This window comes from Streptomyces sp. NPDC021212, from assembly GCF_044332925.1.
Classification (GTDB): domain Bacteria; phylum Actinomycetota; class Actinomycetes; order Streptomycetales; family Streptomycetaceae; genus Streptomyces.
This window is the reverse complement of the sequence record NZ_JBIRPZ010000009.1, coordinates 380233-403216: the sequence shown is the minus strand read 5'-3', so window position 1 is coordinate 403216 and position 22984 is coordinate 380233. Positions and strand designations below refer to the sequence as shown.

The following is a 22984-nucleotide window of genomic DNA, read 5'->3' as shown; positions in this document are numbered from 1 at the left end:
GCATCCCTCAGCGCGGCCAGCCGTTCGGCATGCAGCGACGGGTGTCAGTCGTCCTCGGCGATGAAGTCCGTTATCGCGGCAGCGATGGCTTCGGGCTGCTCGTCGGGGATGAAGTGTCCAGCGTCGGGCACGACGATTCGGGTGGTGTTGTCGGCCCATGGGCTGATGGCGGCGGCCATGTCCGGAACGGAGCCGTGGCTGCTGGAGATTCCGAGGATGGGCACGGTCAGGTGCCGCCACTTGAGCGCCTCGCGGTTCTTGCGCGCTGACTCCGCGGCGTCTCGGTAGTACGCGAGGGAAGCGCGCAGGCCGCCGTCGACGGCGACGGCCGCCGCGTAGTGGTCGAGCTCGGCGTCGTCGAACGTGTCGGGAGACAGGGCCTTCGCCTTCAGGAACCAGCCGACGTAGTCGCGTTCGCGGCCGGCAAGCAGCGTCTCGGGCAGGTCGGGCACGGTGTGGAACGCGAAATGCCAGGTTTTCCACGCTCGATCCGGGTCGGTGGGAATCGTTTCCGGGAGGGTGATGCCGGGGATTCCGGCGTCGAGCAGAGCGACCCCGCGCAGGTGGCTCTCGTAGTCGAGGGCGAGGGAGAAGGCGACCCAGGCGCCGATGTCGTGGGCGACCAGGGAGTAAGTCGACACTTCGAGAGCCTTCACGGCGGCGTGGACGTGCGCGGCGACCGTGTGGGTGTCGTAGCCGCGCTCCGGACGCTCGGAGTGGCCCTGGCCCGGCAGGTCGATCGCGATGACGTGGAACCGGCGGGTGAGGCCGGGCATGACCTTTCGCCAGGCCCACCAGGTTTGCGGGAATCCGGCGAGCAGGACGACGGCCGGGCCGCTGGGCCGCCCACCTTCGACGACATGAAGGCGGACGCCCTCCGCGTCGACCCAGCGGTGAGTGAATCCGGCCAGGTGCTGCAGGGGCAGGTCGCGGATGGGGTTGCTTTCGCAGACATGCGGAGTGCTGGTTGCCGGGCCGGTCACGGGGATCCCTCCATCGGTGTCAGGTGTGCGGTGGGGACGGCGTGGCTGACGGCGGTGGCTGGGACCACGTGGGGTGTCTCTCGCGCGGTCGCGAAGTGCGCGGTATACCCGGTCATGACCACGCTTGAAAGCTAACACATCTTGAACTGATTGGTTCAAGATAGAATGGTGCGCAACACAGTCCGAACCAGCGACGCATCGGGAAGTGCCGCGTGGCAGGCAAGAAGCAGTTCGACATGGACACGGCGCTCGACGCCGCGATGATCCAGTTCTGGCGCGACGGCTACGCCGACACCTCATTGGACGATTTGTCTCGGGCAACCGGCCTGAACCGCAGTTCCATCTACTCCTCCCTCGGCGACAAGGACACGCTCTTCCTGCGCTGCCTGGATCTCTACGCCGCGCGCTATGGCGAGAAGTACGACGCCGCCCTGTCGTGTGCGGCCTCGGAACCCGTTGCCGCTGTTCGTGCGTTCTTCGACGTCACCCTTGAGCGCATCGCCGATCCCGAACTACCCGATGGATGCCTGATCGCCCAGTCAGCCATGGCAATTCCCGTGCTGAGTCCGAGCGTCGCAGCGCACGCCAAGCAGGCGCTCGGCTTCCAGCGCCTGCGCCTGAGCGCCGCGCTGAAGGCCGGCCGACTGACCGACCAGGGCGCCGAGGCCTTCGCTGTACACGCGGCGGCCGTGAACCAGTCGCTCGCCGTCATGAGCAGGGCCGGGGCGAGCCCGGCGCAGCTCCTGGCCATCGTGGGCGTGACCGTGGACGCGCTGTCGCAGGCGCTGCGCGCGTCACGAATCTGACGGGCCCGGTGGCTTCGTCGCCAATCGGACCGGGCCAGGTGGAACGCGACGCAAGCACAAGCGCACGCCTATCCCCAGGTGAGCGGGTCGAGGTGGAGGTAGAACCGCTCCCGGTCACGGTCGAGGGCGATGCCGTAGCGGTGGGCGAAGGCGTCGTCCGCCGAGTTGGCCTGGTGGTCGTCGGCCCACGTCTCGCGGGCGGTGGCCAGCAGGAGGGCGATGTCGGCGTAGGGGTCGGCCCGTCCCAGGCGGCCGAGGTCGATGAAGCCCGCCACGGTCAGGGTCGCCGGGTCGAGGACGATATTGGGCAGGCACAGGTCCCCGTGACAGACGACCGCCTCGGCGGCCTCCTGCGCGAGGCGGCCCTCGACCTGCGGGGCAAGGCGCGCGAGCAGTTCGTCGGGCGGGGTGGCCTGCTGGTCGACGGGGAGGAACTCCGGGTTGACCGCGCCACGCGCCACGACCTCGCGTGCGGTGGCGAACATCCGGCGGAGGTCGCGGCTGAACGGGCAGCCCTGGAGCGGCACATCGTGCAGGTGCCGCACGGCATCGGCGATCGGCCCCCACGCCGCGTGGAGCGTGGCGGCCGGGACACGGTCCGCGGGGACGCCTGCCACGGCGCTGGTCACCAGGCATCCGCCCGCATCGGCCACGCGCCAGTCGAGGACGCGTGCGCCCGGAACACCCTGCGCGTGAAGCCACGCGACCCGGTCCCGCTCCGCCTCCAGCGAGGCCACCTGGTGCGCGGGCACGCACTTCGCGTACCGCGCGCCGTCATCGGAGCGGAAGACGGCGGCCCCGGACTCACCGGCGGTGACGGGTTCCCAGCCGCCGCCATCGCGGCCCGTGGGCAGCAGGGTTCGCAGTGCGCTCGTATCGATCACAGCGTCAGCCTACGAGGGCGCCACGCCCAGGGCGATCCGCGCCGCGACCGGCAGGTGGTCGCTACCAGTGGTGGGCAGGGTGCGGAGGTGGGAGACGGTCGCCGAGCGGGCCATGACCTGGTCGATCCGGGCCAGCGGGAAACCGGCGGGGAAGCTGAGGCCGAAGCCCCGCTCCGCCACGTTCATCCGGGAGGTCAGCGGATCCAGCCCGCGGTCCTCGACCGTGCCGTTGAGGTCGCCCAGCAGGATCACCCGCTCCCGCTGCTCGGCGGCGATGGCCTCGCCCAGCAGCCCGGCGCTCTCGTCGCGCCAGGACGACGCGAGGCCGCTCGCCCCGACGCGGACCGAGGGCAGGTGCGCGACGTACGCGGCGATCTCGCCGCGCGGCGTGTGGGCCACGGCCCGGAGCCCGCGACTCCAGGGCTCGGTGATCCCCCGGGGTTTGATGTCCGGCCGCCGGACATCGGTGAGCGGATGCTTCGACCAGAGCCCGACGGTGCCACGGACCGCGTGGTACGGGTAGTCCGAGGCGAGGGTCTTCTCGTAGACCGGCAGCGCCGTGGGCACCAGCTCCTCCAGCGCGATGAGATCGGGCTCGGCTCCGGCCAGGGCGCGGGCCGTGCCCGCCGGATCGGTGTTCTCGTCGCTGACGTTGTGCTGCACGACCAGCAGGTCGCCTTTCGTCTCCCCGGGCAGGAGCAGCCCGCCGAACACGTACGTCCAGGCCGCCACCGGCAGCAGCAGGGCCAGCAGCGCGGTGGCCGAACGGCGCAGCAGCGCCAGGCCGAACAGCACCACGACCACCAGGCCGAGCCACGGCAGGAACGCCTCCAGCAGACTGCCGAGCCGTCCCACGGAGTTGGGCACCGCCCGGTGAAACGCCAGCAGCCCGGCCGTCAGCGCCGCCAGTCCGGCGAGGACCCGCCCCCGCGTCCAGGCCGAGCGCCCCTTGACGTCCGGCCCCCAGCGCCCCAGCCACCGCAGCATTGCCGCCTTCACCATCGCCGTCCCACCGCTGCTCGGCCGCTCCGCTGTCGCTGTCCCATCCGTTCGACCCGCCCCTCAAGACGGGGCGCCGAGCGGATCGGTTCCAGTAGCGCACGTTGCCGTAGTCCCTCCGGGGAACGCCGCGCGGACTCGGCGGCCGCCGTCGACGACCAGGTCGGTGCCGGTGATCCAGGACGCCTCGTCGGAGACCAGCCAGCGGACGGCGCGGGCCACGTCCTCCGGCTCGCCGATGCGGGCCAGGGGGAGGGTGGCGGCGATCTCGGGCTCGTCGCGCTCCCAGACGAAGCGGGCCATCTCGGTGCGGATCAGTCCCGGGGAGACCGCGTTGACGCGGACGCCCGGGGCCAGTTCGGCGGCGAGCTGACGGGTGAGGCGGAGGAGGGCGGTCTTGCTGGCGCCGTAGGCGCCGACGCCCGGGCCCACGCCGTGGGTGCCCTCGGTGCAGACGTTGACGACCGCGCCGCCGTGGTCGCGCATCCAGGCGCGCCAGGCCGCCTGGGTCAGGCGCAGCGGGGCCTCCACGTTGACGGTGAAGGCCCTGCGCCAGGCGAGCGGGTCGGCGTCGATCAGCGGCCCCAAGGGGGCGTTGGTGCCGGCGTTGTTGACGAGGATGTCGAGGCGGCCGAAGGTGGCGAGGGCGCGGGAGACCGCCTCGTCGAGATGGGCCGGGTCGGCCACGTCCCCGGGGCAGGCCAGGGCGTTCGGGCCCAGGTGGTGTACGGCTTCGGCGAGTTCGCCGGGGTCCCGGGCCGTCACGCACACCGATGTGCCGTCGGCGATCAGCGCCGCCGCCACCGCCAGGCCGATGCCGCGCGAGGCGCCGGTGACCAGCGCGGCGCGCAGCACCGGTTCAGCCACGCGTCGACACGCTGCGGGTGTCGCGGCCCGAGCGGAGCACCTTGCCCGGTACGGCGCCCGTGATCTCGTCGTCGCGGATGGTTTCGACGCCGCCGACGCGGACGCTCACGATGCCCTCCGCCCGGGAGTCCAGGCGCGGGCTGTCGCCGGGGAGGTCGTGCACCAGCGTCGCCTGCCCCGCGTCGATCCGTTCGGGGTCGAAGAGGACGAGGTCGGCGTGGTAGCCCTCGGTGACGCGGCCACGTTCCCGCAGGCCGAAGAGCCGGGCCGGGTCGTCGGTGAGCATCTGGACGGCCCGCTCCAGCGGGACCAGCTTCCGGCGGCGCAGGCAGTCGCCGATGAAGCGCGTGGTGTACGGGGCGCCGCACATCCGGTCCAGGTGGGCGCCGGCGTCGGAGCCGCCGAGCAGGACGTCCTCGTGTTCCCAGGTCTGCCTCCGCAGCTCCCAGCTGGCCGGGTCGTTGTCGGTCGGCATCGGCCACAGGACGGTGCGCATCTCGTCGGCGGCGCAGATCTCCACCAGGGTGTGGAAGGCGTCCTGTCCGCGCTCGGCGGCGATGTCGCGGACGACGCGGCCGGTGAGTCCGGCGTTGGCCTCGCTGTAGGTGTCGCCGATGACGTACCGCTCGAAGTCGGCGAGCCGCCGGAAGACCCCGGCCTCGGGGCTGGTCGCGCGGCGCAGCATCTCCGACCGTACGGCCGGGTCGCGGAGCCTCGCGATGCGCTCGGGGATCGGCAGGCCGAGGATGTCGCCCCAGCCCGGGATGAGGTTGAGCGCGCAGAACGTGCCGAGCGACATGTTCATGGGGGTCAGGATCGGCATGGTGAGGGCGACGATGCGGCCGCCCGCCTCACGGGCCCGTTCGCTCGCCTGGAGCTGGCGCGGGACGCGCTCGGGGACGGCGGCGTCGATGGTGAGGACGTTCCAGTTGAGGGGGCGTCCGGCGGCGGCGCTCATCTCCACCAGCAGGTCGATCTCCTCGTCCGCGAACCGGTCGAGGCAGCCCGCCACGATGGCCTCGATCTGGGTGCCCTCGTGTTCGCCGACGGCCCGGGACAGGGCGAGGAGCTCCTCGGGTTTCGCGTGCCGGGAGGCGACGGGCTGCCCGTCGCCGTCGGCGTGGGTGGAGGACTGGGTGGTGGAAAGACCCCACGCCCCGGCGTCCATCGCCTCGTGGAGGAGCCGCAGCATCTCGTCCAGCTGGGCGGGGGTGGGCCGGCCGCCGATCGCGTCCGGGCCCATGACGTGGCGGCGCAGCGCGCAGTGCCCCACCATGAAGCCCGCGTTGACCGCGATCCGCCCCTCCAGGGCGTCGAGGTATTCGCCGAAGCCGTGCCAGTTCCAGGGCGCGCCCTCCTCCAGGGCGACGAGCGACATGCCCTCGACGCGGCTCATCATCCGCCGGGTGTAGTCGGCGTCGCCGGGGCGCTCGGGGTTGAGCGGGGCGAGGGTGAAGCCGCAGTTGCCGCCCGCGATGGTGGTGACGCCGTGGTTCATGGAGGGGGTGGCGTACGGGTCCCAGAAGAGCTGGGCGTCGTAGTGGGTGTGCGGGTCGACGAAGCCGGGCGCGAGGACGAGCCCGGTGGCGTCCTCGCTGCTGCGGGCCGGTTCGGTGACGGACCCGGGCTCGGCGACGGTGGCGATCCGGCCGTCGCGCAGGCCGACATCGGCGAGACGGGAGGGCGCGCCCGTGCCGTCCACGACGGTCGCGCCCTTGATGAGGTGGTCGAGCACGGGTGGGGTCCCTTCTGGCGTCAGCCCGCCGTGGTTCGGCGGAAGCGGGTCGTGCGGTGCACCGGGTCGGTGTCGATCTTCGGGATGACGTGCTCGCCGATGAGCTTGATGGTGTTCAGGGTGTCCTCGTAGCCGATGCCGATCGGCAGCCCGAAGGAGAGCTGGTCGGCCCCGGCCTGCTCCCACCGCTTGCACTGCCGGAAGACCTCGTCCGGGTCGCCGCAGATCATCAGCTCCTCGGCGATGAGCAGCTCGATGATCTCCTCGGTGTATTCGGGGAGGAGTTCGGGCCACTCCGGGATGCCGTCCGGGCGGGGGAAGGTGTCGTGGTAGCGGAAGAGGAGGGACTGGAGGTAGTTGAGGCCGCCGCCGAGCGCGATCTCGACCGCCTTGGCGTGGGTCTCGGCGCAGATCGCGGTCGAGGTCACCATGACGTTGTCGTTGACGAAGCCGCCGACCGGGTCGGCGTCCTTGACGGCGTTCTTGTAGGAGTCGAGGACCCACTCCATGTCGGAGACCTTCTGGATGGAGAAGCCGAGGACGCCGAGGCCCTTGCGGCCCGCCATCGCGTACGAGGACGGGGAGCCGGCCGCGTACCACATGGCCGGGTGGCCGGTGCCGTACGGCTTGGGCAGCACCTTGCGGGGCGGGAGCGACCAGTGCTTGCCCTGGAAGCCCGGGTACTCGTCGCTGAGCCACATCTTGGCGAACTCGCCGATGGTCTCTTCCCAGATCTCCTTGGTGTGGTTCATGTCGGTGACGCCCGGGATGAACCCCAGGATCTCGTGGCTGCCCGCCCCGCGCCCCGATCCGAACTCGAACCGCCCGCCGGAGAGGTGGTCGAGCATGGCGACCTTCTCGGCGACCTTGACGGGGTGGTTGACCTGCGGGAGGGGGTTGAAGATGCCGGATCCGAGGTGGATGCGCTCGGTGGCGTGGGCGAGGTAGCCGAGGAAGACGTCGTTCGCGGAGAGGTGGGAGTACTCCTCCAGGAAGTGGTGCTCGGAGGCCCACGCGTACTTGAAGCCGGACCGGTCGGCCTGGATGACGTACTCGGTCTCCTCGATGAGGGCGTGATGCTCGGCCTCGGGGTCGGCGCGGCGTCGGCGCTCCGGCACGTATCCCTGTACGAACAGTCCGAATTCCAAGGGGGTCACCGCCTCCGGTTGCAATAATCTGACGCACCGTCAGATTTGAGTTCGACCATGGCACCGGGAGGGTGGAGCGTCAAGGGCCGGGCAGCTCTCAGAACACCGACACGCCGCTCAGCCAGCCGCCGTCGACGACGAGCGGCTGGCCGGTGATGTACGAGGAGTCGTCCGAGGTGAGGAAGAGCGCCAGGCGGGCGACCTCCTCGGGGCGGCCGATGCGGCCCATCGGGACCAGCTTGCGGTAGAGGCCGTTCACCGCCTCCGACGCCTCGGCGACGTCCGCCGTGGCCGCCGCCGGGTCGAGCCGGGCGGGGTTGCTCATGGGGGTGTCGACCGCGCCGGGGCACACCGCGTTGACCCGGATCCCCTTGCCCGCCAGCTCCATCGCGGCCACCCGGGTCATCCCGACGATGGCCGCCTTGGTGGCGGCGTACGAGGTCAGCAGGGCCATGCCGGAGAGGGCGACGTACGAGGCGGTGTTGACGATCGTGCCGCCGCCGGCCGCCGCCAGCTCGGGGGCGACCGCACGCATGCCGAGGAACGCGCCGACCTGGTTGACCTGGACCACGGACAGGTACTCCTCCAGGGGGGTGCTGGTCAGCTCGTTGAAGCGGAGGATGCCCGCGTTGTTGACCAGCCCGTCCACCGCGCCGAAGGCGTCCTTCGCGAACGTCACGGCCGCCGCCCAGTCGTCCTCGCGGCTCACGTCGAGATGGACGTACGCCGCGGACTCCCCCAGCTCCTTGGCGACGGCCCCGCCCTGGTCGTCGAGCACGTCCGCGAGCACCACCTTCGCGCCCTCGGCGGCGAACAGCCGCGCCTCCTGCTCGCCCTGCCCCCGGGCCGCACCCGTGATGATCACGACGCGTCCGTCCAGCTTGCCCATGGCGCTCTCCTCAAGGGTTGAGTTGCGGCGCGACGTCGGCCGCGAAGGCCGCCATCTGGTCGGTCAGTTCGGTGCGGCTCCGGCTGCGGAACCGCACCTGTATCTGGTCCACGCCCATGGCCGCGTACGCGCGCAGGGACTCGGCCAGTCGCTCCGGCTTCCCGGTGAGCGTGCGCCGCCCCACGCGCCAGGGCGGATCGCCCACGTACAGCGGCTCGGCGATGGCACCGATCTCGGCGGGCTCCTCGACGCCCGCCGCCTCGCGCAGCGCGCGCAGCCGGGCGATCTGGGCGGGGAGCCGGTCCCGCGGGTCGCCCTGCGGCAGCCAGCCGTCGCCGCGGACGGCGGCCCGGCGCAGCGCGGCGGGCGAGGAGCCGCCCACCCACAGCGGGGGGCGCGGCGTCTGGGCGGGCCGCGGGGCCTGGCCGAGGTCCCGATACGTGAAGCGCTCACCGCTGAAGTCGGCGAACTCCTCCGGCCCGAGCGCCGCCTTCAGCGCATCGACCGTCTCGTCCAGCAGCGGCCCGCGCGCGTCGAAGGTGACGCCGAGCGCGTCGAACTCCTCGCGTACGTGACCGGCGCCGACCCCGAGGATCAGCCGCCCGCCGGAGAGGTGGTCGAGCGTCGCGTACTGCTTGGCGGTGAGCAGGGGGTGCCGGAGCGCGGCGACGGCGACATGGCTGAGCAGCCGCACCCGCTCGGTGGCCGCGGCCAGGAAGCCGAGGGTGGCGACCGGGTCGTACCAGACGGTGCCCATCGCGTCGGCCAGCCGCCGCGGGATCGCCACGTGGTCGCAGACGGCGACGTAGGCGAAGCCGGACCGGTCGGCGGCGCGGGCGACGGCCACGAGGTCGTCCGGACCGGCGGCCGCCTCCCACGGTTCGGCGTAGAGGGTGCTCTGTGACTGGATCGGCAGCTGCATGCCGTAGCTCAGCCGGCCCCGGGGCAGGACGCGCATGCCGGGCCTCCTTGTCGGTGGACCGCGGTCGACAGCGGTGGGACCGCCATCGTCGTATCTGACGAGTCATCAGACAAGGGCCGGTGCTAGCGTACGAGGAATGTGCGCCCCTCCTGCCGCGCCCGTTCCAACCAGGGGAACGTGATGATCGAGACGGTGTTCCGGTGCGACGAACTCCCCCGAGCCGACCGGTTCGACTTCTGGCGCGAGCAGATGTCGAAGCTGATCGCCCCCATGGAGATGAGCAGCGACCACACCGGTGACTTCCGGGGGCGGGTCCGCATCCTGGAGGTCGGCGCGGCCCATGTCTGGCCCACGAAGTTCCATCCGATGAGCTTCCGGCGGACGCCGAAGCTCATCCGGCAGTCGGACCCGGAGCTGTACCACTTCTCCTTCCTGGAGGGCGGGAACCTCCAGGTCTCCCAGGCCCGTGGGGAGGCGGCGCACGCCACCGGCGGGCTGTACGTCGTCGACAGCTCGCGCCCCTATGACTGCGTGGCCTTCGGCGGCCCGCCGCAGGGCGTGGGCCTGGAGATTCCCAAGGCGCTGATTCCGGTCCCCCACGACCGGATAGCCCGGCTGCTCGCCCGGCCCATCCCGGGGCGCGAGGGCGTCGGCGCCCTGCTGACCGGCTTCCTCAGCCGGCTGGCCGCGGACACCGACGCGTACCTGCCGTCCGACGGGCCACGGCTGGGGTCCGTGCTGATCGACCTGGCCACGGCGGTGCTCGCGCACGCCGTGGAGGCCGACAACGCCGTGCCTCCCGAGTCCCGCCGACGGACCCTGACCCTGCGCGTGCAGAACTTCATCCAGCGGAATCTGCACGACCCTCAGCTGACACCGGCCGCCGTCGCCGCCGCCCACCACATCTCCGTCAGCTATCTGCACCGGCTCTTCCGGGACCAGGACACCACGGTCTCGGCGTGGATCCGGCGGCAGCGCCTGGATCGCATCCGGCGGGACCTGGCCGATCCCGGTCTGGCCGCCGTGCCGCTCCATGAACTCGCCGCGCGCCGGGGCCTCGCCCACCCCGCCGTCTTCAGCCGGGCGTTCCGCGCCGCGTACGGCATGCCGCCGAGCGACTACCGGCAGCTGGCCCTCAGGTCCCGCATACCGGACGCACCCCCGTGGCGTCCGGCAGGCGTGGGCCCCGGCCCCCTCGCCTCGCCCGCGTCCCCCGTGGCGTCGTAGGCGATCAGGACCGATGCGCCCAGCCTGCCGCAGCGCCCGGCGGGTGTCATTGACCGGCGGTGGACACTTCCTTGCCCCTGAGTGAACCGGCGCACGCGGGGCCCGAAGGGCTCACGGCCCGGCCCAGAGCCCCTCGGGCGTCAGCTCCAGCAGCTCGATCGCGTTGCCCCGTACGATCCGCTCCACCACGTCCGGCGCCAGGTGCCCCATCTGGGCCTCGCCGACCTCCCGGGACTTCGGCCAGGTCGAGTCGGAGTGCGGGTAGTCCGTCTCGTACAGGACGTTGCCCACCCCGATCGCGTCGAGGTTCCGCAGCCCGAAGGCGTCGTCGAAGAAGCAGCCGTAGACGTGCTCGGCGAACAGCTCGGACGGCGGCCGCAGCACCTTGTCGGCGACGCCGCCCCAGCCGCGGTTCTCCTCCCAGACCACGTCGGCGCGCTCCAGGATGTACGGGATCCACCCGATCTGGCCCTCGGCGTACATGATCTTGAGGTTGGGGAAGCGCTCGAACGTGCCGCTCATCAGCCAGTCGACCATCGAGAAGCAGCAGTTGGCGAAGGTGATGGTGGAACCGACCGCCGGGGGCGCGTCGGCGGAGGTCGAGGGCATGCGGGACGACGAGCCGATGTGCATGGCGATGACCGTGCCGGTCTCGTCGCACGCCGCGAAGAACGGGTCCCAGGCGTCGGTGTGGACGGAGGGGAGCCCGAGGTTCGGCGGGATCTCCGAGAAGCAGACGGCGCGCACCCCGCGCGCGGCGTTGCGCCGCACCTCGGCGGCGGCCAGCTCCGCGTCCCACAGCGGGATGATGATCAGCGGGATGAGGCGGCCGCGCGCCTCGGGGCCGCACCACTCCTCCACCATCCAGTCGTTGTACGCGCGCACCCCGAGCAGCCCCAGCTCGCGGTCGCCCGCCTCGGTGAAGGTCTGCCCGCAGAAGCGGGGGAAGGTCGGGAAGCACAGCGCGGACTGGACGTGGTTGACGTCCATGTCGGCGAGCCGGTCGGGCACCGCGTAGGACCCGGGCCGCATCTGCTCGTAGGTGATGGCCTCCAGCCGGACCTCGTCGCGGGCGTAGCCGACGGCGGTGTCGAGCCGGGTCAGCGGCCGGTGCAGGTCCTCGTACACCCACCAGTCGGCGATCGGCCCGTCGTCGCCGGGCGCGCCCATCTTCGGGGCGAACTTGCCGCCGACGAAGGTCATCTCCTTCAGCGGCGCCCGGACGATGCGCGGGCCGGTGTCGCGGTACTTCGACGGGAGGCGGTCCCGCCAGACGTGAGGGGGCTCAACCGTGTGGTCGTCCACCGAGATGATCTTCGGGAAGCTCTCCATGTCGTTCACGGTAGCGCTGATCTGACGGAGTGTCAGTTATGGAGCCCGCTTCGCCACGGGTTCACCGCGCTTCGCCGCGGCCCCTCCCGCGCCTCCGGAACGCCTCTCCCGACGCAAGCACCGCGCCATGCAACATGCGTACTTCGGACAACTGTGACTCCTCCACCCGGTACATAGGGGTGGCTTCTCGCTAAGCCGTTTGAGCTTCGCGACGGGCCAGCCCGGCCCGTAGAACGTTCAAGGCGCCCACGGTGTCGGCGTGCGCCTGGTGGCCACACTCCTGGCAGTGGAACTTCTCCTGGGTGGGCCGGTTCTCCTTGGCGGTGTGCCCGCATTCAGGGCACCGCCGGGAGGTGTTGCGGGGGTCCACGGCCATCACTTCCCGTCCGGCGCTTTCAGCCTTGGCGTTCAGGATCGCGAGGAACACCCCCCATCCGGCATCAGCGATCGAGCGATTGAGCCCGGCTTTCGCGCCTGCCCCGTTGGGCAAGAAAGCGCCCGGCTTGCCAGGGACGGGCTTCGGCGTGGGGGTCTTGCTCATATTGCGGATCGTGAGATCTTCGTGCGCGATGACGTCGTGCTCACGGATCAGGTCGAGCGCGGTTTTGTGTGCGTGGTCGAGCCGCTGTCGACGCACCTTGCGGTGCAGCCGTGCCACGACCTGAACAGCCTCGCGGCGGCGCTTGCTACCGCGCTTGCACCGGGACAGCGCCTGCTGGGCGGCACTGAGCTTCGTGGCCGCCTTTCGTCCGTGGCGCGGATTGGGTACGAACCTGCCGTCCGAGTCAGCGAGGAAGTGAGCTAAGCCCATGTCGATACCGACCACGGAACCCGTTGCCGGGATGGGTTTCGGCTGGGCCCGCTCTGCGACCAGGACCACGTACCAGCGCTTGCCCTCGCGTTTGACGGAGACTGTCTTGACCTTGCCGACCACTGGACGATGCTGGTGCACCCTGACGTGCCCGACACCTTGGAAGCGGACGCGGGTGACGGGGTCGTGCGGGGTGGCATTCCAGCGGCAACCGTCGCCGTCCTTGGGGAAGTCGACCGTGTCGAACCTGCCCACTGACCGGAAGCGGGGATATCCGGGCTTCTCACCCGCCTTGCCCCGGCGGAAGAACGCGGCGAACGCCTTATCGAGGCGTCGAAGCGTGGCTTGCTGGCTGGAAAACGACCAGCGGCCCTGCCTCTCGGGGTCGAAGGCGCGGACAGCCTTGAGCTGCGCGGACTGCTGCCCGTACCGCACCGTCGTCCTCGAGACGTGCCGGTAGGCGTCACGGCGTTCCTGCAAGGCTCCGTTGTAGAGCGAGCAGTGATCGCGCAGCATCTCGGAGAGGGCCTGGCTCTGACGGACGGTGGGCCGCATGAGGAACTTGTACGCACGGATCATCCGGACCACCCCCTTGGGCGCGCGTCGACCGTGACGATTCTACAGTTGGTTTATGTCACCTCGCTGGGAAACAGATCCCCATGTAAGACGCGGCCGTCACGTCGTACATGACTTGCATGCGCACTTGGTTTTCGTCACCACGCACCGGTCAAACGTCTTTGATGACGAAATGCTGACGCGCTGTGAAGAGATCATGCGGAAGGTCTGCGAGGACTTCGAGGCCGACCTGATCGAGTTCAACGGCGAAGAGAGCCACGTACATCTGCTGGTCCACTACCCGCCGAAGGTCGGACTGTCCAACCTGGTCAACTCCCTCAAGGGCGTGTCCTCGCGCCGGTTGCGTCAGGAGTTCAACTGCCGGGCGGACCACACGATCACGCACGGCCGGTTCTGGTCCGGTTCGTACTTCGCCGGGTCCTGCGGCGGCGCACCACTCCAGCAGGTCGAGGACTACATCGAGAACCAGAAACGCCCCAACCCGACGACAGACCGTCGGCAGGACACTCCGCAGTGATGCTGCGGCGCTCCGCGCCGCCAGGCTCAGGGTCGGATTCCTTCCCCGCCTGAAATCGGCCACTCCCTCCGAAGACGAAGATAGCGGGCTTGTGGAGGACGTGGGGGGCCCTACTGACGCGGAAGGCGTTGACAAGGCAAACTGGCCCGTGCGACTGGGAGGACAGGCGAGGGGGAATCCATGGACGGCGAAAGGGAGCGAGTGCCCGGACAGCACTTGTACTTCACCGTGCTGGGCCCCGTCCGGGCTTGGCGGGGCGAGGAAGCGATCAGCACGGGTTCGCCGCAGCAGCGCGCGCTGCTCGCCGCGCTGCTGCTGCGCGGGGGGCGCACCGCGACCGCGCCCGAGCTGGTCGACGGCCTGTGGGGCACCGAGCCGCCGGAGGCGGCGATCGCCGCGCTGCGCACGTACGCCTCGCGGCTGCGCAAGGCGTTCGGGCCGGACTCCGAAATACTGGTGAGCGAATCGGGCGGCTACGCGATCCGGATCGGCCTGTCCGCCCTGGACACCGACGTGGCCGAGCAGCTGACGGCCGAGGCGGAGAAGGCGCAGCACTCCGGGGACCGCGTCCGGGCGCGCGACCTGTTCAACAAGGTGCTCGACCTGTGGGACGGCGAACCGCTGGCCGGGGTGCCGGGGCCGTACGCGGAGACCCAGCGCACCCGGCTGGACGAGTGGTACCGCTCCCTGATCGAGACCCGGCTCGACCTGGACCTGGAGCTGGGCCACCACTCCGAGGCCGTGTCCGAACTGACCGCGCTGACCGCCTCGTACCCGCTGCGCGAGCGGCTGCGGGAGCTGCTGATGCTGGCGCTGTACCGCAGCGGGCGACAGGCGGAGGCGCTGGCCGTCTACGCCGACACCCGGCGGCTGCTCGCCGACGAACTGGGCGTGGACCCGCGCCCCGAGCTGTCCGCGCTGCACCAGAAGATCCTGGAGGCCGACGCCGAGCTGGCGGTCTCCGCGCACGCCGCCGAGGAGCCGAGCGGCGGCACGGCGAGCTTCGTGCGCCCCGCGCAGCTGCCCGCGACGGTCTCGGACTTCACCGGGCGGGCGCCGTTCATCAAGGAGCTGAGCGACCAACTCGCCACCGCCGAAGGGCGTGTCATGGCCGTGTCAGCGGTCGCGGGCATCGGCGGCGTCGGCAAGACCACCCTGGCCGTGCACGTCGCGCACGCCGCGCGCCACCAGTTCCCGGACGGCCAGCTCTACATCGACCTCCAGGGTTCGGGCCCCCTGGTCGCCGACCCCGGCGCCGTACTGGGCTCCTTCCTGCGCGCCCTGGGCACCGCCGACAACGCCATCCCCGACGGCGTCGAGGAGCGCGCCGCGCTCTTCCGCTCCCTGCTGGACGGCCGCCGCGTGCTGACCCTGCTGGACAACGCCCGCGACGCCGCCCAGGTGCGGCCCCTGCTGCCCGGCACCCCGGGCTGCGCGGCGCTGATCACCAGCCGCCACCGGATGGTCGACCTGGAGAGCGCCCATCTGGTCGACCTCGATGTGATGAGCCCCGACGAGGCGCTCGTCCTGTTCACCCGCATCGTCGGCGAGGAGCGGGTCGGCTCCGAGCGCGACGCCGCCATGGACGTCGTCGCCGCCTGCGGCTTCCTGCCGTTGGCCATCCGCATCGCCGCCTCCCGCCTCGCCTCCCGCCGCACCTGGACCGTCTCCGCCCTGGCGCGCAAGCTCGGCGACGAGCGGCGGCGGCTGGACGAGCTGCGCGCCGGTGACCTGGCGGTCAAGGCCACCTTCGAACTCGGCTACGGCCAGCTCGAACCGCAACAGGCCCGCGCGTTCCGCCTGCTGGGCCTGGCCGACGGCCCCGACATCTCGCTCGCCGCCGCCGTGGCCGTGCTGGACATGGACGTCGACGACGCGGAGGACCTGCTGGAGAGCCTGGTCGACACCTCGCTCCTGGAGTCCGCCTCCCCCGGCCGCTACCGCTTCCACGACCTGGTGCGCCTCTACGCGCGTGCATGCGCGGAGCGGGACGAGATGCCGCCCGCCGAGCGCGATGCCGCGCTGTCGCGGCTGCTGGACTTCTACCTGGCGTCCGCCGCCCGGGTCTTCGCCCTGGCCCGGCCAGGGGACCGGCTGGTGGACCACCTGGAGCCGACGCGGTATCCCGGTCTTGACTTCCCCGACTCGGCCGCCGCGCTCGACTGGATGTTCGCCGAGGCGCACTGCCTGCTGGCCTGCATCCAGCAGTCGGCGACCGGGGACACGCTGCGCCGTGCGGCCGACCTCCTGGTGGCGGCGAAGGACCTCGGCGAGTCGGGCGCCAACTCCCGGCAGTACGAGGCGGCGGCCCAGACCGTGCGCGACGCGGGGGAACTCGCCGGGGACCCGCGCGCGGAGGGGCGCGCCCGTTTCACGCTGTCCCATCTGCACTGGATGACCAGCCGCTACGAACAGGGCGAGTACGAGGGGCGGCAGGCCATGCAGCTCGCCCTGGCGGCCGACGACCCGGTTCCCGGCTGCGAGGTGCCCAACGAGCGCGGCATCATCGCGCTCTACCAGAAGCGGTACGAGGAGGCCGAGGCGTACTTCCGCCAGGCACTCGACGCCTTCCGCGCCGATGACAACCGGCCGGGCATCGCCGGCGCCCTGTGCAACATCTCCCGGGCGCACTCGGCGATGGGCCGCACCGACAGCGCCATCGAACTGGCCGCCGAGGGCGTCGAGATCTACAGCAGCCTGGGGCTCGCCCTGCGGGTCGCCAACGCGCGGTTCGCCCTGGGCATCGCCCTCCACCAGGCCGCGCGGTACGACGAGGCGCTCGATCAGCTGACGCAGGCGCTCACGCTGTTCCGCGAGAACCGGCAGCGGCTCTGGGAAGGCTCCACCCACGCCCGGCTGGCCGAGGTCCACCTCGCGGCGGGCCGCCCGCCGGAGGCGGCCACCCATGCTGAACAGGCGCTCGCGCTGCGCTTCGTGGGCGGTGAGTTCCGGCGCGGCACCGTGCTGAGGGTGCTGGGCCAGGCGCTGGACCTGATGGGCCAGACGGACCGGGCCCGGGCCTGCTGGCAGGAGGCCCTGACCATCTACGAGCAGCTGAACAACCCGGCGGAGGCCGAGGAAGTACGGGCCCTGATGGGGCCCATGGCGACCGCGTAGCAGGGTTACCGCAGGGCGTTCATCAATCGTTTATCGCGGACCGGCAGTCTTATTGCTGTCGATCCGTCCCCGCGGGGGGCAGACGGGTCGGTGTAGAGGCCACTCCTTGCCTCGTTGGTGAGCGGCCTTGTGTGCCCGTCCGGCGACCCACGGGGGAGTCGCCGGACGGGCGTTGTGCACCCCAACCGACCGAGTTCGATGGAGTTGATCCTCGTGAGTGAGGACAAGAAGCCCACGTCCGACGCCTACCGGCCGCTCGACAGCCACCCGGACAGCCCGTCACCGCTCAAGGCCGACAGCCACCCGGACGGCGTGGGCATCGGCACGCTCGACAGCCACCCGGACAGCCCGTCGCCGTTCAAGGCCGACAGCCACCCGGACGGGGCGGAGATCGGCAGGCTCGACAGCCACCCGGACAGCGCGAAGCCGCTCCAGGCGGACAGCCACCCGGACAGCGGCACCAAGTAACGACCGTCGGCCACCGCCGACGGAGCACGGCAAGGCGGGGGGCCGGTGTTGGTGGACCGGAGGGGAGGCCACCAACACCGGCCCTTGCCGTAGTGAGTCGCACATGTCGCCGCTTGCGCCATTTACCGAACACTTCAAGTCATTTTCATCGAACACTTATTCACATATCAATAATCGTGCGTTTCACTCAGCAAACGCCCGTGCAGCTTCAGGAGTTGGTATGACCTACTCGAAGAAGGCCCTCGTCTCCTTCGCCTTCGCGGCAGCGATAGCCGCCGGCACCGCGGCTCCCGCGCTGGCCGACGCCCATCCGGACCGTACGACGGCCACCACGCAGGACGCCCACCCGGACAGTCCCCAGCCCGTCTCCGGGGCCCTCCAGGGCAGCGACGCCGCCGGCTGACCACGGGCCGCCGAACACCTCCGGCGTGGGGTCGAGCCGCTGCGGCTCGACCCCACGCCGTCGTTTCGGGCGTTTCAGGCCCGGCGCCCCCGCAAGTGGCGCTTGAGCACCTTGCCGCTCGCGTTGCGCGGCAGTTCGGGCAGGAACTCCACGTGCCGCGGCACCTTGTAGTTGGCCATTTCGCGGCGGGACCAGGCGATCAGGTCGTCGGCGGTCAGGGGGGACGACGGGCGGCGGACCACGAAGGCCTTGGCGACCTCGCCGAGGCGGGCGTCCGGGACGCCGACGACGGCGACATCGGCGATGTCGGGGTGGCGGGCGAGGAGTTGCTCAATCTCGGCGGGATAGGCGTTGAAGCCGCCCACGATGAACATGTCCTTGATGCGGTCGGTGATCCGCAGATTGCCGTCCGCGTCGAGGACGCCGATGTCGCCCGTCCGCAGCCAGCCGTCCGGGGTGATGGCGCGGGCGGTGGCGACCGGGTCCTCGAAGTAGCCGCGCATCACGTGATACCCGCGGACCCGGACCTCGCCGGGAGTGCCCGGCGGGCGCGGGTCGCCCTGTGGGCTCACGACCGCGATCTCGGTGTCCGGGATGGCGTGGCCCGAGGTCGCGGCGATGGTCTCCGGCGGATCGCCCCGGCGGCACATGGTGACGGTGCCGGACGCCTCCGTCAGGCCGTACGCCGTCAGCACGGTGTTGACGCGCAGTTCGGAACGCAGCCGCTCCACCAGCTCCAGCGGGACGACGGCGGCGCCGGTGACGACCAGGCGCAGCGTGGACAGGTCATGGGCGTCGCGCGCCGGATGGTCGAGGATCGCCTGATGCAGGGTGGGCGGGCCGGGCAGCACGCTGATGCGCTCGGCGGCGATGCGGGTGAGCGCGGTGTCCACGTCGAAGACCGGCTGCGGCACCATCGTCGCGCCGCGCATCAGGCACGCGATGATCCCCGCCTTGTAGCCGAAGGTGTGGAAGAACGGGTTGACGATGAGATAGCGGTCTCCGTGCCTCAGCCCCGTCACCTCGCTCCAGGTGTCGTAGACCCGCAGGGTCTGCGCGTGGGTGATCACCACGCCCTTGGGGTCGCCCGTGGTGCCGGAGGTGAAGGTGATGTCGGAGAGGTCTCCCGGGCGCACGGAGTCGGCCCGGGCCCGTACGGCGTCCGGCGGCACGGACTCGCCCGCCGCCAGGAAGTCCTTCCAGGTGCGGAAGTCCTCGGGCGCGTCCCCGGCGAGGACGATCACCTCGCGCAGATAGGGCAGCCCCGGCAGCGGAACCCCCTGGCCGGGCCCCCGCTCCGCCGCCCGGCGCAGCGATGCCACGTAGGAGGCGCCCAGGAAGGTGCCGGTGATGAACAGGTGGGTGGCCCGGGTGCGCCGCAGGACGTACGCCGCCTCCGCACCCTTGAAGCGGGTGTTGACCGGGACGAGGACCCCGCCCGCGGTGACCGCGCCGAGGGCCGCCACGATCCAGTCGGTGGTGTTGGGCGCCCAGATCGCGACCCGGTCGCCCCGCTCGACGCCGGAGGCGACGCACGCGGCCGCGGCGCGTTCGATACGGGTGCCGAGTTCGGCGTACGAGATCCGGGCGCGGCCCTCGACCACGGCCTCGATGGCCTCGCCGTAGCGCTCGGCGGCGGACCGTATCAGCGCCGGGATGGTCTGCCACTGAGCCATGAGATGTCTCCCGCCGGGCGCCAAATTTCAGTTGCGCGTGTATCTAAAACTGACACTGCGTCAGATTAGCGCTAGCCTTCCCCGCTGTCAGCACCGGTGACCGCGACGTACGGAGGTGGCCATGGGCCTGAAGGACGCGACGGCGATCGTCGGCATCGGCCAGACCCCGTTCGCCAAACGCCTCCCCGAATCCGAGAAGAGCCTCGCCTGCCGCGCCATCCTGGCCGCGCTGGACGACGCCGGAATCGCCCCCTCCGAGGTGGACGCCTTCGCCTCGTACACCATGGAGGAGACCGACGAGGTCGAGGTCGCCAAGGCGATCGGAGCGGGCGACGTCACCTTCTTCAGCAAGGTCGGCTACGGGGGCGGCGGTTCCTGCGCGACCGTCGCGCATCTGGCCGCCGCGATCGCCACCGGGCAGGCCGGCGTCGGTGTGGCCTGGCGCTCCCGCAAGCGCGGCAGCGGGCCCCGGCCCTGGACCAACACCCGCGTCCAGCTGCCCACCCCCGCCCAGTGGACCCGGCCGTACGGGCTGCTGCGGCCCGCCGACGAGATCGGGCTGCTGGCGCGCCGCTACATGCACGAGTACGGCGCCACCCGCGACCACCTCTTCAACGTCGCGCTGGCCTGCCGCAACCGCGCCAACCAGAACCCCGCCGCGATGATGTACGAACGGCCGCTGACCCGCGAGATGTACATGACCGCCCGCTGGATCAGCGAACCGCTCTGCCTGTTCGACAACTGCCTGGAGACGGACGGCGCGCTGGCCTGCGTCGTCGTCTCCGCCGAGCGGGCACGCGACTGCGCCCGCCGGCCCGTGTACGTCCACTCCGCCGCCCAGGGGCTGCCCGCGCAGCACCACGGGATGGTCAACTACTGGAACGACGACCCGCTCACCGGCCCCTCCTGGACCGCCGCCCGCAGGCTGTGGAAAACCGCCGACTTCGGTCCGCAGGATGTCGACGTGGCGCAGATCTACGACGCGTTCACCCCGCTGATCCCGCTGTCCCTGGAGGGCTACGGCTTCTGCGGGCGCGGCGAGGGCGCCGCCTTCACCGAGGGCGGCGCGCTGGAACTGGGCGGACGGCTGCCGCTCAACACCGGCGGGGGCGGGCTGAGCGAGGCGTACGTACACGGCTTCAACCTCATCACCGAGGGGGTCAGACAGCTGCGCGGAACCAGCACCGCCCAGGTCCCCGACGCCCGCACCTGCCTGGTCACGGCGGGCGAGGGGGTCCCCACATCGGCCCTGCTGCTGAGGAGTTGACCCACGGATGAGCACACTGAACGAGCTGCTGCGGCCCGTGCCCGACGAGGACGGCGCGCCCTTCTTCGACTACGCCGCCCGCGGCGAGCTGCGCGTCCAGACCTGCACCGGCTGCCGCGAACCGCGCTTCCCGCCCCGGCCCTGCTGCCCGCACTGCCAGTCCTTCGACAGCCTGTGGACGAGGACGAGTGGGCGTGGCCGGATCTGGTCGTACGTCCTGCCGCATCCGCCGCTGCTGCCCGCCTACGCGGCGCAGGCCCCGTACAACGTCATCCTCGTCGAACTGGCCGAGGCCCCGCGGATCCGGCTCGTGGGCAACCTGGTCGAGTCCGCCGACGCCGCGCTCGACTCCGTCGACCCGGAGCGGATACGGATCGGGGCGCCGGTGCGGGCCGTCTTCCACCGGATGCCGGACGGGCCCACCGTGGTGCGCTGGCTGCTGGAGCGGCCATGACGGTCCGCACCGAAGCCCAGGACGATGGGGTCGCGGTCGTCACCCTGGACCGGCCCGAGCGCCACAACGCCATCGACCTGGCGGCGGCCGCCGAACTGGTCGCCGTGTGGCGGCGGCTGCGCGGGGACGAGTCGGTGCGGGCCGTGGTGCTCACCGGGGCGGGCGAGCGGGCGTTCTGCACCGGGATCGACCGCTCGGTCACGGTCCCGCAGCCACCGTCGCCGTACGCGATGGACGATCCACTGCGGGACATCGGCCCCAAGGCGAACGACCTGTGGAAGCCGGTCGTGGCGGCCGTGGGCGGGATGGCGTGCGGCGGGGCGTTCTATCTGCTGGGCGAGGCCGAGTTCATCGTCGCCGACGAGACCGCGACCTTCTTCGACCCGCACACCTCCTACGGGATGGTGAGCGCGTACGAGGCCGTCTACATGGCGCAGCGCATGCCCGCCGGGGAGGTCGCGCGGATGGCGCTGATGGGGACGGCCGAGCGGGTCTCCGCGCGGCGGGCGTATGAGACGGGGCTGGTCAGCGAGGTGGTGCCGCGGGGCGAGGCGGTCGCGGCCGCGGTGCGGGCCGCCGCCGTCATCGCGTCGTACCCGACGGAGGCGGTCCAGGGGACCGTGCGGGCGGTGTGGGCGGCGAAGGAGGCGGCGCTGACGCAGGCGCTCGCCCGGGCCCCGCAGCTGATCGCCCTGGGGAACCGGCCGCCGGACGCGCAGGCCGCGCTCTTCGCGGCCCGCACGCCCGGCTTCCGTACGCGGTGACTCAGCTGCTGGTGGGCGACTTGCTGGACAGGCTGATCTGGCAGGTGTACTGCGTGCGCTTGGTGATCGTGTAGCTCGCGGTGGCCGTGAACGTCTCGCTCTGGCCGGGCAGTACGGTCACGTCCTGGCTGTCGTAGCCGAGCAGCCCGTCGTCCGCGTAGTCGTTCCACTTGGTGCTGACCGAGTAGCGGAAGCTGCGGGTGGCGTCGGTGTTGGTGACCGTCACGTCGTACTTGAACTGGCTGGTCGACTGGTCGTAGCGGCAGTTGGTGCCGCTCGTCTCGCTGGTCGCGTCCGGGTTGTAGGTGGGCGGCGCGGAGTAGGAGTACGGGTCCGACGTGGTCGGGGAGCCGTACGACGGCAGGTCCGAGGGCCCGCTCGGCAGATCGGTGGGAATGTCGCTGGACAGCCCGCTCGGGCCGGACGCGGGCTCGTCGCCGCCGCCGGTACCCCCGGAGACGAATCCGCTGTCGCCCCCTCCGAGACCGTGGCTCTTCTTCTTTCCGCATGCGGTGAGCGACCCGGTGAGCGCGATGACTCCGACCAGCGAGACGGCAAGCAGGCGCGAGGAACGGCGTTGCATGGAATTACCCCCGTGGAAAAGCCTCAATCAGGCCAACCTTGAGTGGTTGACAAGTGCACGCCACCATAGCCAACGGGGGTACCTACCCCAAAGTCACCTCGGGCTCGGGTGACGGCCGCTCAGAGGACGGAGACGACCTCACATCGCGCGACGTCCGCGGCCGATCCGGGTTCGTCCATCGGCACCTGGACCGTCGCGGTCTCCCACCCGGAGACGTGTACCTTCGCGCTCCCCACGGTCACCGCACGGCCGGTCTTGTCCTCGAAGTTCATGTGGACGACGTACTCCGCGGACGAGCCCACGCGGTTGCGCACCTTCACCTTGGCGGCCGGGTTGCCGCGGCCGGCGCAGCTGACGACGGTTGCCTTCGGCTCCTTCGACGACGCGCCCGTGGAACCGGACCCGGACCCGGAACCGGACTGATGCGAGCCGGAGCTGGAGCAGCCGCCTCCGTCGCGCCCATGGCTTCCGCGGGACTTGCTCTTGAACCCGGTGAGAGCCACCAGCACCACCATGAGCACGGCGCTGAACCGCAGACCCCTTCGCATGATGAAAC

22 protein-coding genes are annotated in these 22984 nt (G+C 71.3%); 9 read left to right on the top strand and 13 right to left on the bottom strand.

All coding sequences use genetic code 11. From position 1 onward, the window contains the following. Nucleotides 1-44: 44 nt before the first annotated feature. Entirely contained in the window at nucleotides 45-983 is a 939-nt protein-coding gene (locus tag ACH4SI_RS25700; RefSeq protein ID WP_398299399.1) for an alpha/beta fold hydrolase, read from the bottom strand. A gap of 212 nt (nucleotides 984-1195) precedes the next feature. Between ACH4SI_RS25700 and ACH4SI_RS25695 the strand changes: the two genes are divergently transcribed. Continuing rightward, entirely contained in the window at nucleotides 1196-1789 is a 594-nt protein-coding gene (locus ACH4SI_RS25695; RefSeq protein WP_398299397.1) for a TetR/AcrR family transcriptional regulator, read from the top strand. 68 nt (nucleotides 1790-1857) lie between these two features. Here the strand turns inward: ACH4SI_RS25695 and ACH4SI_RS25690 are convergent, their stop codons facing one another. The 7 genes from ACH4SI_RS25690 to ACH4SI_RS25660 all read right to left on the bottom strand — a co-directional run bounded on the left by ACH4SI_RS25690 (nucleotide 1858) and on the right by ACH4SI_RS25660 (nucleotide 9269). Next, nucleotides 1858-2673 (bottom strand): APH(3'') family aminoglycoside O-phosphotransferase, encoded by an 816-nt coding sequence (locus ACH4SI_RS25690; protein WP_398299395.1) that lies wholly within the window; start codon nucleotides 2671-2673, stop codon nucleotides 1858-1860. Between the two features lie 9 nt (nucleotides 2674-2682). Then, complete coding sequence (locus ACH4SI_RS25685; RefSeq protein WP_398299508.1) at nucleotides 2683-3660, bottom strand: endonuclease/exonuclease/phosphatase family protein; 978 nt, start codon at nucleotides 3658-3660, stop codon at nucleotides 2683-2685. A 75-nt stretch (nucleotides 3661-3735) separates the two neighbouring features. After that, entirely contained in the window at nucleotides 3736-4539 is an 804-nt protein-coding gene (locus tag ACH4SI_RS25680; RefSeq protein WP_398299393.1) for an SDR family oxidoreductase, read from the bottom strand. Further along, nucleotides 4532-6274: an amidohydrolase family protein gene (locus ACH4SI_RS25675; protein WP_398299391.1), complete on the bottom strand. Its 1743-nt coding sequence runs from the start codon at nucleotides 6272-6274 to the stop codon at nucleotides 4532-4534. Before ACH4SI_RS25675 ends, ACH4SI_RS25680 begins: the two co-directional genes overlap by 8 nt. Before the next feature lie 20 nt (nucleotides 6275-6294). Next, nucleotides 6295-7422, bottom strand: coding sequence for an LLM class flavin-dependent oxidoreductase (locus ACH4SI_RS25670; protein ID WP_398299389.1), 1128 nt, complete (start codon nucleotides 7420-7422; stop codon nucleotides 6295-6297). 97 nt (nucleotides 7423-7519) lie between these two features. Then, entirely contained in the window at nucleotides 7520-8311 is a 792-nt protein-coding gene (locus tag ACH4SI_RS25665) for an SDR family NAD(P)-dependent oxidoreductase (RefSeq protein ID WP_398299387.1), read from the bottom strand. Nucleotides 8312-8321: 10 nt separating this feature from the next. Then, on the bottom strand, nucleotides 8322-9269 hold the full coding sequence (locus ACH4SI_RS25660; protein ID WP_398299385.1) for an LLM class F420-dependent oxidoreductase: 948 nt from the start codon (nucleotides 9267-9269) through the stop codon (nucleotides 8322-8324). A 144-nt stretch (nucleotides 9270-9413) separates the two neighbouring features. On the opposite strand from ACH4SI_RS25660, the gene ACH4SI_RS25655 reads away from it, so the two are divergent. Then, nucleotides 9414-10460, top strand: coding sequence for a helix-turn-helix domain-containing protein (locus ACH4SI_RS25655; RefSeq protein WP_398299383.1), 1047 nt, complete (start codon nucleotides 9414-9416; stop codon nucleotides 10458-10460). Between the two features lie 111 nt (nucleotides 10461-10571). On the opposite strand, the gene ACH4SI_RS25650 is transcribed toward ACH4SI_RS25655, so the two are convergent. Further along, complete coding sequence (locus tag ACH4SI_RS25650; RefSeq protein WP_398299381.1) at nucleotides 10572-11792, bottom strand: amidohydrolase family protein; 1221 nt, start codon at nucleotides 11790-11792, stop codon at nucleotides 10572-10574. Between the two features lie 190 nt (nucleotides 11793-11982). Continuing rightward, nucleotides 11983-13182 carry an RNA-guided endonuclease InsQ/TnpB family protein gene (locus ACH4SI_RS25645; protein ID WP_398299379.1) on the bottom strand — a complete coding sequence of 400 codons (1200 nt, stop codon included), beginning with the start codon at nucleotides 13180-13182 and terminating at the stop codon, nucleotides 11983-11985. Nucleotides 13183-13234: 52 nt separating this feature from the next. Between ACH4SI_RS25645 and tnpA the strand changes: the two genes are divergently transcribed. The 4 genes from tnpA to ACH4SI_RS25625 all read left to right on the top strand — a co-directional run bounded on the left by tnpA (nucleotide 13235) and on the right by ACH4SI_RS25625 (nucleotide 17684). Beyond that, nucleotides 13235-13696, top strand: a complete 462-nt coding sequence (tnpA, locus tag ACH4SI_RS25640; RefSeq protein WP_398299377.1) for an IS200/IS605 family transposase — start codon at nucleotides 13235-13237, stop codon at nucleotides 13694-13696. A 180-nt stretch (nucleotides 13697-13876) separates the two neighbouring features. Continuing rightward, nucleotides 13877-16813 (top strand): AfsR/SARP family transcriptional regulator, encoded by a 2937-nt coding sequence (locus ACH4SI_RS25635; protein ID WP_398299375.1) that lies wholly within the window; start codon nucleotides 13877-13879, stop codon nucleotides 16811-16813. 213 nt (nucleotides 16814-17026) lie between these two features. Next, nucleotides 17027-17281 (top strand): hypothetical protein, encoded by a 255-nt coding sequence (locus ACH4SI_RS25630; protein WP_398299373.1) that lies wholly within the window; start codon nucleotides 17027-17029, stop codon nucleotides 17279-17281. 220 nt (nucleotides 17282-17501) lie between these two features. Beyond that, the gene (locus ACH4SI_RS25625) at nucleotides 17502-17684 is read left to right on the top strand and encodes a hypothetical protein (RefSeq protein ID WP_398299371.1); all 183 of its coding nucleotides are present in this window, start codon (nucleotides 17502-17504) and stop codon (nucleotides 17682-17684) included. 74 nt (nucleotides 17685-17758) lie between these two features. Here ACH4SI_RS25625 and ACH4SI_RS25620 read toward each other — a convergent pair whose 3' ends face one another. Continuing rightward, nucleotides 17759-19360, bottom strand: a complete 1602-nt coding sequence (locus tag ACH4SI_RS25620; RefSeq protein WP_398299369.1) for a FadD3 family acyl-CoA ligase — start codon at nucleotides 19358-19360, stop codon at nucleotides 17759-17761. Between the two features lie 121 nt (nucleotides 19361-19481). On the opposite strand from ACH4SI_RS25620, the gene ACH4SI_RS25615 reads away from it, so the two are divergent. From ACH4SI_RS25615 to ACH4SI_RS25605, 3 genes are read left to right on the top strand one after another with little or no spacing between them, the layout of a single operon-like run. After that, nucleotides 19482-20627, top strand: a complete 1146-nt coding sequence (locus ACH4SI_RS25615) for a lipid-transfer protein (protein ID WP_398299367.1) — start codon at nucleotides 19482-19484, stop codon at nucleotides 20625-20627. A 7-nt stretch (nucleotides 20628-20634) separates the two neighbouring features. Continuing rightward, complete coding sequence (locus ACH4SI_RS25610) at nucleotides 20635-21081, top strand: Zn-ribbon domain-containing OB-fold protein (RefSeq protein ID WP_398299365.1); 447 nt, start codon at nucleotides 20635-20637, stop codon at nucleotides 21079-21081. Then, the gene (locus tag ACH4SI_RS25605) at nucleotides 21078-21845 is read left to right on the top strand and encodes an enoyl-CoA hydratase/isomerase family protein (protein WP_398299363.1); all 768 of its coding nucleotides are present in this window, start codon (nucleotides 21078-21080) and stop codon (nucleotides 21843-21845) included. Before ACH4SI_RS25610 ends, ACH4SI_RS25605 begins: the two co-directional genes overlap by 4 nt. Before the next feature lies 1 nt (nucleotide 21846). Here ACH4SI_RS25605 and ACH4SI_RS25600 read toward each other — a convergent pair whose 3' ends face one another. Continuing rightward, nucleotides 21847-22428, bottom strand: coding sequence for a hypothetical protein (locus tag ACH4SI_RS25600; RefSeq protein ID WP_398299361.1), 582 nt, complete (start codon nucleotides 22426-22428; stop codon nucleotides 21847-21849). Between the two features lie 119 nt (nucleotides 22429-22547). Next, on the bottom strand, nucleotides 22548-22976 hold the full coding sequence (locus tag ACH4SI_RS25595; RefSeq protein WP_398299359.1) for a hypothetical protein: 429 nt from the start codon (nucleotides 22974-22976) through the stop codon (nucleotides 22548-22550). Nucleotides 22977-22984: the final 8 nt, after the last annotated feature.

Coding starts and splice junctions, on each gene's coding strand:
- ACH4SI_RS25685 (WP_398299508.1), bottom strand. CDS start 3,660: ATGCTGCGGTGGCTGGGGCGCTGGGGGCCGGACGTCAAGGGGCGCTCG.
- ACH4SI_RS25665 (WP_398299387.1), bottom strand. CDS start 8,311: ATGGGCAAGCTGGACGGACGCGTCGTGATCATCACGGGTGCGGCCCGG.
- ACH4SI_RS25660 (WP_398299385.1), bottom strand. CDS start 9,269: ATGCGCGTCCTGCCCCGGGGCCGGCTGAGCTACGGCATGCAGCTGCCG.
- ACH4SI_RS25655 (WP_398299383.1), top strand. CDS start 9,414: ATGATCGAGACGGTGTTCCGGTGCGACGAACTCCCCCGAGCCGACCGG.
- ACH4SI_RS25650 (WP_398299381.1), bottom strand. CDS start 11,792: ATGGAGAGCTTCCCGAAGATCATCTCGGTGGACGACCACACGGTTGAG.
- ACH4SI_RS25645 (WP_398299379.1), bottom strand. CDS start 13,182: ATGATCCGTGCGTACAAGTTCCTCATGCGGCCCACCGTCCGTCAGAGC.
- tnpA (WP_398299377.1), top strand. CDS start 13,235: ATGTCACCTCGCTGGGAAACAGATCCCCATGTAAGACGCGGCCGTCAC.
- ACH4SI_RS25635 (WP_398299375.1), top strand. CDS start 13,877: ATGGACGGCGAAAGGGAGCGAGTGCCCGGACAGCACTTGTACTTCACC.
- ACH4SI_RS25625 (WP_398299371.1), top strand. CDS start 17,502: ATGACCTACTCGAAGAAGGCCCTCGTCTCCTTCGCCTTCGCGGCAGCG.
- ACH4SI_RS25620 (WP_398299369.1), bottom strand. CDS start 19,360: ATGGCTCAGTGGCAGACCATCCCGGCGCTGATACGGTCCGCCGCCGAG.
- ACH4SI_RS25615 (WP_398299367.1), top strand. CDS start 19,482: ATGGGCCTGAAGGACGCGACGGCGATCGTCGGCATCGGCCAGACCCCG.
- ACH4SI_RS25610 (WP_398299365.1), top strand. CDS start 20,635: ATGAGCACACTGAACGAGCTGCTGCGGCCCGTGCCCGACGAGGACGGC.
- ACH4SI_RS25605 (WP_398299363.1), top strand. CDS start 21,078: ATGACGGTCCGCACCGAAGCCCAGGACGATGGGGTCGCGGTCGTCACC.
- ACH4SI_RS25600 (WP_398299361.1), bottom strand. CDS start 22,428: ATGCAACGCCGTTCCTCGCGCCTGCTTGCCGTCTCGCTGGTCGGAGTC.
- ACH4SI_RS25595 (WP_398299359.1), bottom strand. CDS start 22,976: ATGCGAAGGGGTCTGCGGTTCAGCGCCGTGCTCATGGTGGTGCTGGTG.